This is a genomic window from Mesomycoplasma flocculare ATCC 27399 (genome assembly GCF_000815065.1).
Lineage (GTDB): Bacteria > Bacillota_I > Bacilli_A > Mycoplasmatales > Metamycoplasmataceae > Mesomycoplasma > Mesomycoplasma flocculare.
Map to the genome: position 1 here is coordinate 402938 of NZ_CP007585.1, position 17406 is coordinate 420343.

Annotated in this window: 14 protein-coding genes; 10 read left to right on the top strand and 4 right to left on the bottom strand. The window is 26.6% G+C overall.

Annotated features, from left to right (window positions below; all coding sequences use genetic code 4):
- Position 1: 1 nt before the first annotated feature.
- From MYF_RS01525 to MYF_RS01535, 3 genes are all read left to right on the top strand, one after another.
- The gene (locus MYF_RS01525; protein ID WP_236681788.1) at positions 2–1300 is read left to right on the top strand and encodes a site-specific DNA-methyltransferase; all 1299 of its coding nucleotides are present in this window, start codon (positions 2–4) and stop codon (positions 1298–1300) included.
- Positions 1300–3717, top strand: a complete 2418-nt coding sequence (locus MYF_RS01530; protein WP_002557507.1) for a DEAD/DEAH box helicase family protein — start codon at positions 1300–1302, stop codon at positions 3715–3717. The genes MYF_RS01525 and MYF_RS01530 overlap by 1 nt, the downstream gene beginning before the upstream one ends.
- A 158-nt stretch (positions 3718–3875) precedes the next feature.
- Complete coding sequence (locus MYF_RS01535; protein WP_002557508.1) at positions 3876–4460, top strand: hypothetical protein; 585 nt, start codon at positions 3876–3878, stop codon at positions 4458–4460.
- 147 nt (positions 4461–4607) lie between these two features.
- Here MYF_RS01535 and MYF_RS01540 read toward each other — a convergent pair whose 3' ends face one another.
- Positions 4608–6017, bottom strand: a complete 1410-nt coding sequence (locus tag MYF_RS01540) for a hypothetical protein (RefSeq protein ID WP_002557509.1) — start codon at positions 6015–6017, stop codon at positions 4608–4610.
- 780 nt (positions 6018–6797) lie between these two features.
- Between MYF_RS01540 and MYF_RS01545 the strand changes: the two genes are divergently transcribed.
- The 6 genes from MYF_RS01545 (at position 6798) to metG (ending at position 12987) form a co-directional block, all read left to right on the top strand.
- Positions 6798–7238, top strand: coding sequence for a division/cell wall cluster transcriptional repressor MraZ (locus MYF_RS01545; protein WP_002557510.1), 441 nt, complete (start codon positions 6798–6800; stop codon positions 7236–7238).
- Between the two features lies 1 nt (position 7239).
- Entirely contained in the window at positions 7240–8127 is an 888-nt protein-coding gene (gene rsmH, locus MYF_RS01550; RefSeq protein WP_002557511.1) for a 16S rRNA (cytosine(1402)-N(4))-methyltransferase RsmH, read from the top strand.
- Between the two features lie 52 nt (positions 8128–8179).
- Positions 8180–9139 carry an FtsZ/tubulin family protein gene (locus MYF_RS01555; protein WP_236681771.1) on the top strand — a complete coding sequence of 320 codons (960 nt, stop codon included), beginning with the start codon at positions 8180–8182 and terminating at the stop codon, positions 9137–9139.
- Positions 9140–9676: 537 nt separating this feature from the next.
- Positions 9677–10690 (top strand): nicotinate phosphoribosyltransferase, encoded by a 1014-nt coding sequence (locus tag MYF_RS01560; RefSeq protein ID WP_002557514.1) that lies wholly within the window; start codon positions 9677–9679, stop codon positions 10688–10690.
- Positions 10680–11450 carry a tRNA1(Val) (adenine(37)-N6)-methyltransferase gene (locus MYF_RS01565; protein ID WP_002557515.1) on the top strand — a complete coding sequence of 257 codons (771 nt, stop codon included), beginning with the start codon at positions 10680–10682 and terminating at the stop codon, positions 11448–11450. Before MYF_RS01560 ends, MYF_RS01565 begins: the two co-directional genes overlap by 11 nt.
- Positions 11443–12987 carry a methionine--tRNA ligase gene (gene metG / locus MYF_RS01570; protein ID WP_002557516.1) on the top strand — a complete coding sequence of 515 codons (1545 nt, stop codon included), beginning with the start codon at positions 11443–11445 and terminating at the stop codon, positions 12985–12987. Before MYF_RS01565 ends, metG begins: the two co-directional genes overlap by 8 nt.
- Here metG and MYF_RS01575 read toward each other — a convergent pair.
- From MYF_RS01575 to MYF_RS01585, 3 genes are read right to left on the bottom strand one after another with little or no spacing between them, the layout of a single operon-like run.
- Entirely contained in the window at positions 12984–13853 is an 870-nt protein-coding gene (locus MYF_RS01575; RefSeq protein ID WP_002557517.1) for an ECF transporter S component, read from the bottom strand. The two genes, metG and MYF_RS01575, sit on opposite strands and share 4 nt — an antisense overlap.
- Before the next feature lie 30 nt (positions 13854–13883).
- On the bottom strand, positions 13884–14561 hold the full coding sequence (gene rnc, locus MYF_RS01580; RefSeq protein WP_002557518.1) for a ribonuclease III: 678 nt from the start codon (positions 14559–14561) through the stop codon (positions 13884–13886).
- 46 nt (positions 14562–14607) lie between these two features.
- On the bottom strand, positions 14608–15129 hold the full coding sequence (locus MYF_RS01585; RefSeq protein ID WP_002557519.1) for a hypothetical protein: 522 nt from the start codon (positions 15127–15129) through the stop codon (positions 14608–14610).
- Between the two features lie 187 nt (positions 15130–15316).
- Between MYF_RS01585 and MYF_RS01590 the strand changes: the two genes are divergently transcribed.
- Positions 15317–17011, top strand: a complete 1695-nt coding sequence (locus MYF_RS01590) for an Mhp366/Mhp367 family surface (lipo)protein (protein WP_002557520.1) — start codon at positions 15317–15319, stop codon at positions 17009–17011.
- Positions 17012–17406 lie beyond the last annotated feature (395 nt).

The following is a 17406-nucleotide window of genomic DNA, read 5'->3' on the forward strand; positions in this document are numbered from 1 at the left end:
AATTGCTAATGAAAAAGAAGATATAAAAGCAAGTAAATTTATCTATCGTGATAAATTTTCGCGTAATGGCTGACTAAATTTAATGAATGAAAGATTAAAATTAGCAAAGGATCTTCTAAAAGATGATGGAATAATTTTTGTTTCAATCGATGATGCCGAACAGGCTTATTTAAAAGTTTTAATGGATGAAATTTTCGGGGAAGAAAATTTTGTTGCTAATTTAGTTTGAATGAAAAAAACCGGGCCTAGTGGAAATACAAGTTCGCAATATTTAATTGATACAATAACCGAATATATTCTATGTTATGCTAAAAATAAAACAAAAAAAGTATTTAACTATTTAAAACATGACAGTGATTCATTTACAAAATCAGGTTTTATTTTAAAAGATGAATATTTTGAGCAAAGGGGCTATTATCGGCTAGTAGATCTTCACCGCGGCTCAAGTGCTTCAAGTTTTCAGTATCTTGAAAGTCTTGACTATGAAATTAAAGCCCCCGATGGCAGCTTTTTTAAATTATATACAAATATCAAAAAACCAAAAAGCGCGCGCTATACTTGATCGTATAAAACTTATCTAGCAGGAAAAAAGCAAGGTTTTATTCAAGTAATTAAAAACAATGAAGGTTTTTGAGTCGCTAAAAGAAAACAATATCAATTTGTCAAATTTAATCCAAAAACTTTACTAGTCGAAACAGAAACAGCTGGCAGAAGATTTAATAATGTAATTGATAAAAATTATAATCGCCTTAAAAATGGTTTTTATACAACAAAATCAGCAAATGAGATAACAGAAGTATTTTTTGATAAAACAGTATTTAATTTTGCAAAACCAATTGAGTTAATAAAATATTTAATAAATATTTGCTCTGATAAAAAAAACACAAGAATTCTTGACTTTTTTGCCGGTTCGGGGACAACTGGTCAGGCAGTTTTAGAACTAAATTCCCAAGATGGTGGTACTCGCAGTTTTACTCTGATAACTAATAATCAAAATCAAATTGCCCAAAATGTAACTTATGAAAGACTTTTTCGAATAAATCACGGTTTTTCAACAAAAAAAGAGCAAAATTTTGACTGGATCAAGAAAAATCAACCTTATAGATCAAATTTAGATGTTTTTTGGATTAAACATTTTAATACAAAAGTTTTCAAAAAGCAAAATGATATTAATTTATTAATTGAAAAATTAGAAAAAATGTTAACTAATTTTGGAATTTCTAGCAAAAATAACATAAATCTAATTGAATATCTTAACTATCTCCTTGCGCTTTTACCCCAAAAAAAGGATAAAAAATAATGTATTTAATTGATGCCCAGGAAAAAGTTGTTAATAGATTATTTAAAAAAGCGAGTAATTCTCTTAAAGAAGAAAAAAAGGATGCAATTTATTTTAAAGCCCCAACTGGTTCTGGAAAAACTTTTATGATGATCAATTTCATTGATTATCTAATTACTTGAAGTAAATCTCAAGTTAATCTTGGACTTGTTTTTGTTATTACTACCTTATCAAGTGCTAATCTCCCTGGGCAAATCCAGGAAAGTTTTCTAAAATATAAAAATTATATTAATAATAAAGATCTAAAAATTCATCGTATTGAAAGTCCTTCAAATACAAAAACAAGTGCAAAAATTGAAAAAAATTATAAATTTTATGCAAAAGTCGATAATGTTTATATTATCGGTTCGGCTTCATTTCGCAAAAATTCAATTCTTCGCCAAGAAGAAGCAATTGAATCGTTTTTAGTCGAGATCAAATCTAAAAATTATAAATTAGTATATATCCGCGATGAGGCTCATATCGGAAGCGATCTAAAAATCAGAACTAATAAAGATGAGCGTTTTTTTGAAGAAAAAATGCAAAATAGTGCGGATTTTGTCCTTAAAATGACAGCAACCCCTGATCAAAGACATAATCTGATCGAATTAAGTGAAAAAGAACTAAATCAGGATAAAATAAAACTGCTAAAATCAAAAGAAAACCATAATTTAGGGCTTAAACCAAACTTAGAATATGATAATGAAATGATTCTTAATACCGCTTGTGCTGAATTTAAGATCATAAAAGAAAAATATAATGATGATCAAAACGAAAAAGGACTAATCGGAATTAATCCGGCAATGCTAATCCAGGTTGATAATTCAAGTCAAAAAGATAAAGAAAAAGCTAAGGAATTTGAAAAAAACATTAAAGAAATAATTAAAATACTCGAAAAAAATAATCTAAGTTGACTACGTTATTTTGACCAAAATGATAAAGAAACTAATCTACGGCATAAAAAAGATTATACACTTTCTGATATCTCAAAGAATTCTTCGGCAATTGATGTAATAATTTTTAAAATTGGGCCTGCAATTGGCTGGAATATTCCGCGGGCTTGTATGTTAGTTCAACTACGAAATGTCACATCAAATAATTTAAGTATTCAAACAGTCGGGAGAATTAAAAGAAATCCGAATCCAAGATATGAATATAAGGAAAATTCCGAGCAAAATAATTTTTATATTTATAGTAATCTTGATCATAGTAAAACAACAAGTAAAACAATTTTATTAAAAGATAAATATTTAGATGAAAAATTTTTAGAAGGTCGGATTGAATCACTTAAGAAAAACAATGATATTTTCGAAATATTTAATCTTGAAAAATATGAAAAAGCTGTTTTTGCAAAAATTAATAATAATCATTTTTGCAAAAACTATGAAAATTTAACTAGTTGGAATAATTTAAATGATGAAAAAATTAGTGACTATTTCAATAAAAAGTGGAATGCTGAAAAAGAAAATTTTCGTGAATATATCCCTGCAAATCAAGTAAAATATGGCAATAGTTGATATAGTGCTACAAAAATATATAACATTATTCAGTTAGAAATTTACCTAAATAAAATAAAACAAGAAAATAAAAAGTATTTTAGCGCTAAAATTAAGCAGTATTTTGAAAAAATTTGAGAAAAACTCAATCAAAATGCTGCCAATCAATGTTCATATCAACTTTTTTGATATATTATTTATAAATATCTTTTAACAGAAATCAAAGAAATTTATAAACAAACCTGAAAAACTCAAATTGATGAAAATGAAATTAACTATAAAATTAAAAAAGAGGCAAAAAGTCTGCCAAAAGAATATTTACTAAGTTTTGAAAATACGAATAATCAAGTTAAAATTAGTGATAAAAATTTTGCCTATCAAGAATTTAGTAACAAAAACGAGCTAAATTTTATACTTGATTCTGAGGCCGAAAAAAATTTTGTCTATCAATTAGAAAATGATATTAAAGGAATTCCGAATATCCGGGTTTGGTCAAAAAATCCTTTACCTGAAGGTGTTTCTTTCCAATATTTGAATTCAGACTATGAAATTGCAAATTCATATCCTGATTTTATTATTAAAAACAAAGATCATTATATTTATCTTGAGATTAAAACTTATAAAAATGATAATGATGAGCCAAAAACCAAAAAATTATACGAGAATTATAAAAAATATATAGCAACAAATTTTGCCCGCGATATTAAATTAACAATGATTATTTGTCTTGTTAATATTTCTCATAAATGGTCAAAAAAGGAACTATATTTTGCCGGAGCATCAACAATTGCAAGTCTTAACGAAATATTAAGCGATATTAATCCAGACCAGGAAAATCATCTTCATGATCAAATAAAAAGTAATTCAAGTCTAAATTTAAAAGATTTACTAAATTATCAGTAAAATTAAAAAATTATTTAACCAATCCTATTTTTGAAAAATAAGTGAAATTTTCAAAAATAGGAAAAAATAAGCAACCTAAAAAAATTTGTACATTATAAATGTGATATAATTTTTGCATTACCTAAATATTTTCTAACTTTAAAAAAGGAGTATGAAATATGAAAAAGATTAAAAAGATATGATATCTTTTAAGTTCGCAAGCGCTACTATTATCAGTAGCTGGTGTAACTATAAGTTGTTGAAATAGAACAGAAAACAATCAAGCTCCTGCTACAGCTCCTGGAACCACTACTCCAAATTCTAATACTGAACAAAAAGAGAATACAAATTCGCAATCAACTACTCCAAACACTCAAGATTCATCGCCAACACAAAATAGCACTGAAAATTATAGAATTTCTAGAGCAATTGAAATATACTCATCATCACTTAAAAAGCAAATCAGAAAAAAAACGAAAGGCGCTGACAGTATTATTGAAAAAGATGCTAAAGTAAAAGCTTTAATTCTCTCGACTAGCAAGGAACCGAAAACTAAAGATGAAATTCAAATACTTTGGGCAGAAGACAAAAACAAAATCCCAAAAGAATTGCAAAAAGACCCGGTACAACAATATTCAGAAGAACGTTTAAAGGAATTGGATAGATGAAATAGGGATGTACAAGATGGTTATACAGTACCAGACAATTTAACACATTGACTAACTATACAACTAAAACAAGTATATTTATTAGTATTAGAATAAAAAGGATATAAAAAAAATATTTTTTTAAAAATTAACTATCCTGTTGTTTCTAAAACCCAACCGACAGGATTTTTTTTTTTTTTTTTTTGTATTTTTAGTAAGCAAACAAAGAACTTAAAGATTTTATAAATAAAAAAAAAAAAAAAATTAGCGGTGTTTTGCAATATCGTTATTAACTGAATGAAAAACAAAACTAACAAGTTTATCCTGCTCGTCGATTGGCAGATTCGGGTTTGATTTGATTAGACTATATGCATAAATAAAAGCGGGGTGAAGCGAGTTATTCAGAGGGCGACCGATTTGGTATAAATTAATTCATTTCTTGTTTAATGTTTTTCGTATATTATCGTTATTATTGCGTGTTTTATATTCTTTAACTAAACGTAGATAAGAAAAAATTTTAAAAATCCCAAAAATAAGTCAAAAATTTCGAACACACTCAGATCATTTTAAAGGAATAAAAAAACAAATTCCAAAAAAATAACTCAAAGCTGGGAATCACGCAATATAGTATAGAATTTCAGCATATTTATTTGCTGTATTTAAAGTGTGGAGACCAGTTTCTAATGATTGGAAATTCGGTTGACTTGAATTAAAAACTATCAATTTATCTGTAAAAAGTGGACTTAATAAAAAAACGAGCCTTATTAAGTAATTAATTAGCAAAAGCGAGGAATCAAGAGTATAATAGAAAATCAGTTTTTTACTTTTTCTCCGGTTTTTTGCATTATTAAAATAAACCAGAACTTGAATAATCATTAAAAAAACAATAAAAGAACTGCTAAATGCAATATATTGTCAAAAAGTAAAATTGTTAAAATCGGCAAAAATTAACCAAAAAATTAGCATTAAAAGAGAGACAAAAAAAGTTGTAATTGAATAATAAATTGATTTAGCAGTAAAAGAAATATTGCTTCAAATTTTTTCAATAATGTTTATTTTAGCTTTAGTTGTTTTTTCATGTTTTTGCAAAATTTCTTGATTTAGTTGGAAAAAGCTATTAATTCAGCCTGTATATTTTTCGCGATAATTCATTTTAGAATTTAAATCTGTTATTTCAACAACAGATTTTGCATCAGACAAATAGTTAAAAAACTGATTTTCATCTTCATGTAATAGCTCTGAATAATTTTGTCTTGTAGTTTTTGTAGTTTTTATTGGTTTTTCTGTTTTTTTATTAAAATTGTTTTCTATATTCTCGGTTTTAGGTCAAAATCTTCTTTCATCCTCGATATAATTTGAATAACTTTGGTAATTTTCGTTATGATTATAGTATTCTGGACTATTTTTAGCTTCTAATTCATTTATATTCTCATTAGTTTCTATTTCTAGAGGCTCGGCTTCAAATGGATTAGGATGGTTTATATTTTCATCTTTTACATAATTTGCTTTTTGAAAATTATTATATTGCTGATAACTATGGTCACGAGAAGCAAAGTTGTTATTACGATTTTTGGTATTATTGCTACTATTAGGGTTTCTAGGTATAAAATAATTTGATTGTTTTGACTCCTTAAATTTGGAATTTGATTTATTGTGTTCGCTATTTAAATTCATAAAAACCCCTTTTTCTAGCGTTTTTTTATTTATCTTGCTAATATTTTTCAAATTTTACCATAAAACTACAAATAAATTTAACTTAAATTTTTGCGATTTTCTATTTATTGTTGGACATTCATTAGTCTTAATTTAATTTAAATATTTTTGATAAAATAAGGTAAATAAAATAAAAATCGCTGCATTTTATTAAACTTTTCCGCCTTAATAAATCAATGAATGGCAAAAAATTAAACAAAAAATTTAACTTCAAATACTTTTTGCAATAAAAACTTGATAACCAAAGTTAACAATAACATTATTTTTTAAAATTTTAAAAGATCCCTTTTTTCATTTATATATATTTATATTTTATATTATATAGCTATATATAGCGCTGAACTAACGAAATTTAATTTTAGATAAAACGCTAATTTTTTAAAAAATTATAATTTAGTATTAAATTTACAAATTAAACAATTTTACTAAAAAAATATTCAAAAAACTCTTGGTTAACTGTCAAAATATTAATAAATGTATTAATTCTTAATTTAATATTAAAAAACCATTTTTTAACTAAAAATAGCAAAAATTTAACTAAATCTGATAAAACAACAATAATTTTAGAAAATTTTTGGTGTTTTTTAGTTAATTTTAACCACTGAAATATTTTTTTCTTAGCAAAAAACCAAACCTGTTTAATGGTTTTTTAAAAAGAAAGTTTGTATAAAAAAAAAAAAAAAAAAATGCTTTATTTTTGTATTAGTGTATAATTGTGGGTGATAGTGGAGATAATAGGAAATGTTTGGAACTGTTTTTAGAATATTAGATGAAAAAAATAGAATTGTGCTGCCTCCTGCTTTTCGAAATGAACTTGAAGGCGATTTCTATATTTCAGCTAATTTGGAAAAGATTCTTGAAATCAGAAGTCAGACCGAGTTTGATTTGCTTGCTCAAAAAATTGGTAAAGCAAACTTACTTGATCCAAAACTTCGTGATTTTGCAAGATATTTTTTTGGCAACACAGTCAAAGTTTCTGTTGATAGACAAGGCAGATTTTTAATTCCAAAAAATCTACTCGATCTAGCCACTATCGAAAAAAAACTTTATTTAATAGGGATTAATAACAAAATTGAAATTTGACCTGAACAAAGATATGAACAATTTTATGCAAAGTTTTCTGATAGCGATATTACCGCCGATCTTGAAAAAGAATTGCTAAAATCAGGTGTTGAATTATAAAATGCATATTCCAGTTTTGTTAGAAGAACTTATTTTAGCACTTCAAGTTAACCCAAAAGGATTTTATGTTGATCTAACTTTAGGACGCGGCGGTCATTCATTAGCAATTCTTGAAAAATTGACAACCGGAAAATTATTCGTTTTTGATAAAGACCAGCAAGCTTTAACCGAAACTAAGGCAAAATTATTAGCTGTTAGCCAGAACGTTGAATTTATTTGATCTGATTTTTCTGACTTTGATTTTTATTTAAAAAAGTTAGGGGTTGAATTTGTTGATGGATTTGTTGTTGATTTAGGCGTTTCTTCGCCACAAATCGATGATCCAGAACGAGGATTTTCATATTCTAAAAATTGTATTTTAGATATGCGAATGGACAAAAGTCAAAAACTTAACGCTTTTACGGTTTTAAACGAATATCCTAGTGAAAAATTAGTGGAAATTTTTTTTAAATATGGCCAAATAAGCTACGCGCGAGAAATCACAAAAGCAATCGTTGCCTCACGCCCTTTGAAAACTACTTTTGAACTTGTAAATCTTGTAAAAAAAGTAATTCCTGCTCTGGTGTTCGCAAAAAAAAATTTTATAAAAAATGTTTTTCAGGCTGTACGAATTGAGGTAAATAATGAACTTGATTCTTTGCAAAAGTTGTTAGAAAAGTTACCAAAATTTTTAAAACAAGGATCAAAAGTTGCAATTATTAGCTTCCATTCGTTAGAGGACAAAATAGTCAAAGATGCATTTTTGGAGTTGGTTAATAAAGACAAGCTGGAATTTTTCCAAAAGGGACTGCCTAAATTTTCTATGAAAGTTTTTCGACCAAAAACTACTGAATTAAATAAAAATCCACGATCTAAATCAGCAAAATTACGAATTCTAACCAAAAACTAAGCAATAAATATTGAAAAAAGGTAAAAATACTATGGAAAAATGTAGCAAAATTATGCTAATGGGATTAGGTGATTTTGGATCTAAAGTTGTTAAGTTAGTCAATTTAGATCAAGCTAGTTTTCCAAAATTTTTTATTAATTCACGCGATGAATACACAAATTTCAATTTTAACTGCAAAAATTCGCTAACCATCGACCAATCAAACTTTAAATATAACTGACAAAAAGCAAGCAAGGCTCTATCAGATAAAAGTTTAGAAATTAAATCAATTCTTGTTAATGTTAGAATTTTATTTTTAGTTGTCGGTCTTGGCGGAGCAACTGGTTCTGGTGCAGCATTAACTGTTGCAAAAATCGCCAAAGATATGGGGATTATCGTAATCATTTTAGCAACTAATCCTTTAAAAGGGGAGTCAAAATTTCGACAACAAACGAGTTTTGATGTGCTTTTAGAACTAAAAAAAATAGTTGATTCGCTAATTATAATATCAAATGAGCAAATAAGTCAATATTACTCGGACTTTTTTCTTGAAAATGTTATTAGATTAATCACAGCAAACATTCAAACAAAAATTGGAATTATAATAAAAGCATTATGCCAAAAAAATGCATTAGTTAATGTTAACAATTCAATTGTAGAATCAATTTTAACTAACAATAACTTTGTTTTTGTTGCATCAGCAATTGCGGCTGGTAATAAAAGAGCAGTTTTTGCAACTGAAAATGCAATTAAAAGTCATTTTATTGAATTTGATCTTTTCTCATCTGAAGAAATGTTAATTACAATAACTGCAAATAATTCAATTCTTCAATCAGAAATTAGCGATATCCTCGGAACAATTAGGAAAAATTTCAATTCCGATTTAAAATTTTCATACGGGGTTTATCATAATCCTAAATTAGAAGATCAAATTGAAATTGGGATTATCGCAAATCAAAAAAAACACAGTTACGAAAGAGAAAAAGCTACAAAATTTAATCTCGTTTTTGATAACAAGTTCAATATTTTCTAGGAAAATTCAATTTAAATTTTAGACTATTTAAATATAAAATATATAAAACACCTTTTAATAAAAAATTATAATATTTAATGTTGGCAAAACATAATTTTATAATAAAAAGGTGTTTTTTTTTATTTTTTCGGTAAAGTATTAAAATTTGTGACTTTTCCTTTTGTTTAGCTTAATTTTAAATAGAAAGTAAAAAAAATCGTATAAAATTTTTTGATTTTTTTTTTTTTTTTTTAGGGGCAATTTTTAAAAAAGGTGCGCCTTTTCGTTAGAAAAATTTTGAGTGAACCCGCCTATTAAAGGGTTTAAATAAAAAAAATATAAAAAAGTTAGAAAACTATTTTTTTAAAAAATTGAATTAAATTTTTTAAAAATAAAATTTTTATGTTAAAATTTTGTAATACAGAGTAAAAATTACGAGTTTTACTAGCTTATTATTTTTACTAACCTAAACCAAGCTAAGAAAATATGGTGCAATTTATAAACACTTTTCGTTGTTTTTATTTTTAATAAATAGAGAATAATTGGTAGATAAATATTATGTCTAAATCAAATAAAAACAAATATATATCCGACTATTTTTTAGATAGCCAAAAAATTATTGCAAAATTTAACCCTAAAAACATTGTAATTTTGCAGTTTTTTCAACGCCGTGAGTTTGCAATTCTTGCAGGAATGAATGAGGTTTTGGAATTGCTAATCACAAATAGCGACTATAAAAATTACAAAATTCGTTATTTAAAAGACGGAACTCGGCTTGGCAAAAAGGAAGTTGTTCTTGAACTAGAAGGACCTTTGCATCTTTTTGGCCATTTTGAAGGAATGATTGACGGAATTTTGGCACGCTCAACATCTATCGCCACAAACGCCTATTTATGCAAAAAGGCTGCTAATAATAAGGATATTATTTTTATGGCTGACCGTTCTGATCATTATCTAATGCATGAAATCGATGGAAAAGCCGCGCGAATAGGGGGGGTTAGTTTATTTAGCAATTTAGCTCAAGCTGGAAGTTTAAAATCTGAAAATTTTGGTTCTATGCCTCATGCTTTAATCCAAAATTTTCAAGGAAATTTAATTGAAGCTACCCGGGCATATGCAAAAATTTTTCCTGAAAAAGAATTAGTTGCACTTGTTGATTTTAATAACGATGCACTAACAGATTCGCTCGCTGTTCTTGCCGAGTTTGGAAAAAAATTAGCTGGTATTAGAATCGATACTTCAAAAAATATTGCTGATAAAATGTTTGTGACGCCGCAAAGTGATGAATTTGGTATTAATGCTAAATTAGTTAAAAAACTTCGTCATGAACTCGATAAAAATCATGGAAAACACGTAAAAATTATCGTTTCATCCGGACTTAACCCGCTAAAAATAAAAAAACTAGAAGATCAAAATGCACCAATTGATGCCTATGGTGTTGGTGAATATATGTTACGAATACGTCATCATTTTAGTGCTGATGCAACTGTTTTAAACAATCAAAAAATCGCTAAATTTGGTCGTTTTTACCGAAAAAACCCAAAATTAATCACTTTTGATTATGAAAAATAATCTTGAACTCAATAATTTAGGTTATAATGACGATCTTAAAATTTGACAGGATAAAAATAGCTTTAATTACTCAGTTGATACAATTTTACTAGGCAATTTTATTAGCCTAAACAAAAAAATAAAAACTGCTCTTGAAGTTGGGACAAATAACGGGGCACTTGCTATTTTTGTTGCTCATAGAAAAGTTTCTTTAAAAATTGATGCTCTTGAAATCAACGAAAACGCTGTTAAATTAGCAAAAAAAAATATTAAACTTAATAAAAAACTTCAGCAAATTAATCTTATTCACGATGATTTTAACCAATTTTGACCCAAACACAATAAAAAACAACTACAAAAATACGATCTTATTTTTGCTAACCCACCTTATTTTAAAATTGGTACAAAAAAAACTAAAAAAGTTAGCCAGGGATTTTTAAATGCAATTTACGAATTTTCGCTTAATTTAGCGCAATTAATTTACGGTTCAAGTAAGATTATTCAACAAAAAGGAAAATTTGCTTTAGTTTTACCAATCGAACGTTTTGTTGATTTAATTGAATTGCTGCGACAAAACCATTTTGAACCAAAAAAAATACAATTTGTAATTAGCCGTGTTGGTTCTAGCCCAAAATTTGCCTTAGTTGAAGCAGAATTTAAAGGGCAATGAGGCACAAACTACCTTCATAATCTATATTTGCATCCAAAAAATAAAAATTTACATATTTATCGCAAAGAAATTCAAAAACTCTATGTCGTCAGAAAGGCCAAAAATGAGTAAAAAGTTTTACATAACAACACCAATTTATTATGCAAGCGGAAATTTACATATTGGACATCTTTATAGTTCGACATTAGCCTGAGTAATCAGAAATTTCAAAAAAATGTCTGGTTTTGAGGCTAAAATGTTAACCGGGGCTGACGAGCACGGCCATAAAATAAGTCAGTTAGCCGAAAAAAACAATCTAGAACCACAAGAATTTGTTAACAAAAATGTAGAAAAATTTAAACTTTTATGAGAAAAATTTGATATTGACTATGATTATTTTCAAAGAACAACTTCTGAGAGTCATAAGAATTTTGTTAGAAGAATTTTTATGAAAATGACTACAAATAACGATATTTTTAAGGGCAAATATCAAGGGTTTTATTCAATAAGTGATGAAGAATTCTTAACCTCGACTCAAGCTATCTATAAAAATGGTAGTTATTACCATCCAGTAAGTGGCGCAAAAATGGAAATAATTAGCGAAGATTCCTATTTTTTTAGAATAGAAAAGTTTCAAAAGTGGCTGGAAAATTTTCTTGATAAAAATTCGAATTTTATTTTTGATCCAAAAATTGCCAAGGAATTAAGACAAAATTTTTTACAAAAAGGTCTTGAAAATTTATCTGTTACAAGAAAAAACCTAAAATGAGGAATCTCTCTTTCTCAGCAATTCACAAATCAAACAATTTATGTCTGACTTGATGCGCTTTTTAGTTATTTATCAATTTTTAGTGATGAGATTAACCTTGATTTGCCAAAAGAGGAAAATTTTTGGAATAATGCAGAACAAATTGTTCATGTTGTTGGCAAAGAAATTGCCCGTTTTCATTGTATTTATTGACCAATTTTTCTAAAATCTCTTGATTTACGCTTGCCAACAACAATTTTAACTCACGGCTGACTAATTACATCTGAGGGCAAAATGTCAAAATCAAAAGGAAATGTGATAAACCCACTTGATTTGCTTGAAGAATTTGATCCTGAAATTATCAAATTCTATTTTTCAAGCCAAATAAATACTAATAATGACAGCATTTTTGACAAGAATTTACTAGAAAATTTTTATAATTCTTTTTTTGTAAACACACTTGGAAATTTAATAAGTCGTACAGTCGCCCTTATTTTAAAATATTTTAGCAGCCCTTTAATTTTTAGAATTGACTATCTTGATTGAATTGATATCAATTTTTATGAGAAAATTTTGCTAACTCTTGATGATTTTTGCAATTTATTTAATCAATTTCGAATTGAAGAAGCATTTAGAATAGTAATTGAACTTGCCAAAAATCTGAACAGATTTTTCGATATTAAGCAACTTTGGATGGAAAAAAACCTGCAAAAGTTATCTGCAAGTCTGATCTTAGTTCTAAATGGAATATATGCAATAGCCACTTTTTTAAATATTGCAATGCCTAAAAAAATTAATGAAATACTTGATTTTATTGGAATTAAAGAGGCAAATTTTAGAATGATAACTAAATTAGACAAATTTAATGAAATAAATTTTAAAAAATTAGAAAGCCCATTTTTTCCTAGAAAAAAATATTAATAACCTAAAATTCAACGATAATTATGTTTTTTATTTAAATGTTGTACTAATGGGACTAACCGAATTAAAATTAATGCATAAATAGGGAATGAAATGGTGGATTTTAAAATAATTGGTGTTAAATAAAAAAAGAAATAATTTTGAATTAAACGATCTCGTCCTGTTCTATTTAAAAAACGATTATAGTATTGGACAAAAGCATATGGATGCCAAAGTCAACGAAAAATTAAGAAACAAAAACTGAGAACAAAAACAGTTATTAAAGCTATTTTTAACATTTTTATTCGGGTTTTCCAATATCAAATTAATAAAATCGTCGTAAACAAGGATAAAATAATTCCAAAACTTGCAATTAGACTTAGAACAAATTTTTTTGTGAAAAGATTTTTCCAATCTTTTGCTGTTTTTTTAATTTGGCTTTCTTCAGCGTATAAATAATAAAAAAAAACAAAAATTACGATTATATAGGTTAAGCAAAGCAAAAATATTAAAATAATATCTTTTCTATAAGCTAAACTAAATATTAGGGATGAAATTATTGCGATTAAAATTGGTATAATCCCATATTCCCAAGTTCAAAAAACAACACGATTTGTTAGTAATAATTTGCTAAAATCAAAGCTAAAAGCGACAATCAAACCTTTAAATCAACGAAAAATTATACCAATCAAAACATAAAAAGGTAATTCAAAGGCAATATTGAATCGTTTTGGAAGTGCTATTTTGAAAAAAAAGCTAATAATTAAAAACATCGCCATTAAAAAACCTGATATTACTAATTCAAAACTAGAAAAAAGAAAAATTCTGCGATTTTTTATCACAAAATTTTTAATCGGGTTTGTAAAAGTTCTTAAGATTGCTAGCATAGATTAAAATTATATATAAAAAACATTTTTTTAGTCATTGTCGCTAGCAAAAATACTTAATGCATTAGCAGCTGCGGCAAATTCTGCTTCCTTTATTGATTTGCCATAGCCAATTCCGTATTTTTTGTGTTCTCAAAAAAGGTCAACACGAAAAGTCCCATCAGCTAGCTTAAAAGCCAAATAGTTAATTTTATTTGAAGAGGAAAATGCTTGAATTTTTTCTTGAAAAATTGACTTTGGGTCTTTATACTGTTTTTCTTTTGCAAAATTTACTTTCTTATATAAATATTCAGCAAGAAATTCATCTAATTTTTTAAAGCCTTGATCTAATAAAATTGCTGCACAAAACGATTCAAAAATATCAGCTTTTAGTTTGTTATTATCACGGATATCATATGCTCCTTTGCCAAGAAGAACAAGCTCAATTAGCCCAAGATTTTGACATGCTTCAGCAAGAGCAGTTGTTGATGTAAGCGTTGATCGAAGTTGGCTGGAATGACCCTCACTTTTATAGTTATCATAAATTACTCGAGAAATTGCATAATTAATTGCTGAATCACCTAGGAATTCAAGCATTTCGTAATTAGGCGCATCAGGATTTGTAAAATTATAACTTTTGTGAGTTAATGCTTGAATGTAAATATTAATCGAATTTGGTTTTATTTTTATTCTTTTTAAAAACTCACGAACCTTATTATAATTTTGCATTTTGTTCCTTATTTTTTTTCAAAAAAAAAAAAAAAAAAAATTAAAGCTAGTTTTTTTTAAAACTTAATGAAAAAATTTGATGTCCAACAATATGTGCTTGACTCGAATGAAAATGACCAAATTCAAGTTCTAGTTTTAATTTTTTTTCCTGATCAAAAAATTGGTAATTCATTCTGATAAAACTAACCTGTTGCCTAGGAAGATTTTCAGGCAAAGGAAGTGTTGAAATCGGGTAAAAATTTAAAACTTTTTTTTCAACTAATTTTTGGATTACATTATAAGTTATTTCCTGATCCTTTAAACAGTTATTAGCACCATTATCACACGAAAAAGGGAATTCATCCCTATTTTTACTTTTAATTTCGTTAAAAATTTCAAAAAATTCATTTCTAAAGTCAGAATAAGAATAATTTTGATTTAAAAGTTCTAATAAATATGGCTCTTTTTTTAGCCTAATCTCGTCTTGAAAGGCTGGGTTTGAATTAATTGTATTAAATTCTATTCGCGAATTGTTGCAAGAAACTAAAAAAATCATAACAAAAACAAATGAAAACAACCCTTTTTTCACCGCGTTCCTTTTTTGTGTTATTTAAAAATTGAAGAAAATTGAATTCTTTGTCTTGATAATAATTTTATCATAAAAATCAATTAAATCCAAAAATAAATTTGCTATTTTCGTATTAGTATTTTAGAAATTTTGCTTATTTTTTTATATAATTACTTTAAATATAGCGCAAATTGTTTTAGGAGATAAAATGACAAAGAGGCGGAAAATTTTGCTTTCAGCAGTGTTGTTTTTTTCAATTGCTATTGGAATTGGTGGTTATTTTAGTTATCTTAATTTTTTTAACAGCTCACCTAAAAACATCTTCACAGGGCTTGATTTAGTCCTTGTGGATAAAAAGACAAAAATAAAAGACCCCAAATTAGAAGAGATTAAAGATTATAAAGAAAGTGATTTTATTAAATTCAATAGCTGAGCAGTGCATGCTAACGACAAAAACGATGATTTAAACATCGAATTAGGACAAAAAGAGTCATTTTTTTCTGAGCTTTCAAGTTTTGATCTTAAAAAAATCAAGCAAAATAACATAATATTCCCCGAAGGATATAAAGGTTTTGATTTTAATACTGACAATAATTTTGTCACAAAAGAAAATAATGAAAAATTCCTTGGATCTGAAAATGATAATCTATTAGTATATGATCTTAATTACCCCAAAATCAATGAACTTATTCAGGAAAAAGAAGCTTTTAAATCTGATATTTTAAATCAAAAATTCACAATTTTTGACTCAAAAGCACGGAATAAAATTTTTAAAATTAATAAAATTGGTGTTTATTCTCAACCCCTAAAGTCAGAAGAATATGATTGAATTTATCAAAAAAATGTTAAATTCAAAACAGGAACAGCAGCAATTTTAGATGCAAGCCATGATAAAGCCCTGTTGATTACAAATTATCATGTAATAAAACCAAGCGAGTATAGTTATAAAGATGAAACTTTTGAAATAAACTCACAAAATTTAAGATTTTGGAATAAATTAGGTGGGAATTTTCTTGAATGATATGATAATGGTAAAATTTATAGTTTAGATCGCGATAATACCGCCTTACTTTTTTATCTAAAAGAGGTTTTTGAGAAAAAAATTGTTCAACCAGATCATGCAAAAGTTATCAAATATCTTATTGATTTTTATAACAATTATTTTGAAATTCCCTCCAATTTTGATGATAAAAAATTTGATATTGGTATATTTTATTTTAACTACAAAAAATTTAACGAAGATTTAAAAAGTTTAGCAAAATTTTATTATGATAAAAAGGCAGAAATATTAAAAAAAATCCAACAAAATAATAAAGTTGACAACCTTAGTGACAAAAATAAAGGCTCAATCGAATCTAAATTTAATGATTTTTTGATTTCATACCAAAATTTTATTAATTTTTGGGAAAAAATGAGTAAAGAGAAACCTGTCGAGATTTCTGAAAAAGTTTGAAAAAAAGGTGATTATAGTTACGATTTAAATATTTCATTATTCTGGCCTAAAGCAAAAATAATGAAAAACAATTTTAAAGGCGTTTTTGCAAACGATCCGCAGGAAAATTTTTCGCGACTTTCACTTTATTTTTACACAAATAATGGCCCTGGTGCATCTGGTTCTGGTGTTTTTAACAAAAAAGGCGAGTTGCAATTTATTAACGCTTTTGGATTAATTAATAATTTTTATAATAATGATTCTAAAGTCGAAAAAAATTATTATGATAAGCTAAACACAAACATTTCTTTATCAGGTGGCGTGCCACTTGTTACAGAAGAATATAATTTAGCTAGTTCGATAAAAAGTTTTTATCCATCTAAACAAAAAAATGCTTTTAGTTTTATTAAAAACGAAGATGTTAAAGTAATAGATGTTTTGAAACAAAAAACCCGCAAGATTTTACTTTAAAATCGCGGGTTTTTTGTTTTCATACTGGCGCACCAGTTGCTAGAATTATTATGAGATGGGAATTAAAACCAATATTTCAAAGAATAATATTAAATTTATAATAATCTTTGAAATCTCATAATAAATATGAAATCGTTTCAAATTATACCATAAAAATTTTAAATAACAAAAAATAAAAAAATTTTGCAAATTAATTATTCATGTTAAATTACCTTGAATTTTGCAGTTTCATATCTCTATTTTTTTTGTTTTTTTTCTTAAAATACCTTTTTTGGGTAAATAAATATCTGCCAATAATTTATTAAAGCCTTAGACAAAAACAAAGGAAACTTGAACGAATTTAACGCGCTTTAGTATAAATTATAACGATATTCATGCATTTTAAAATAATATAA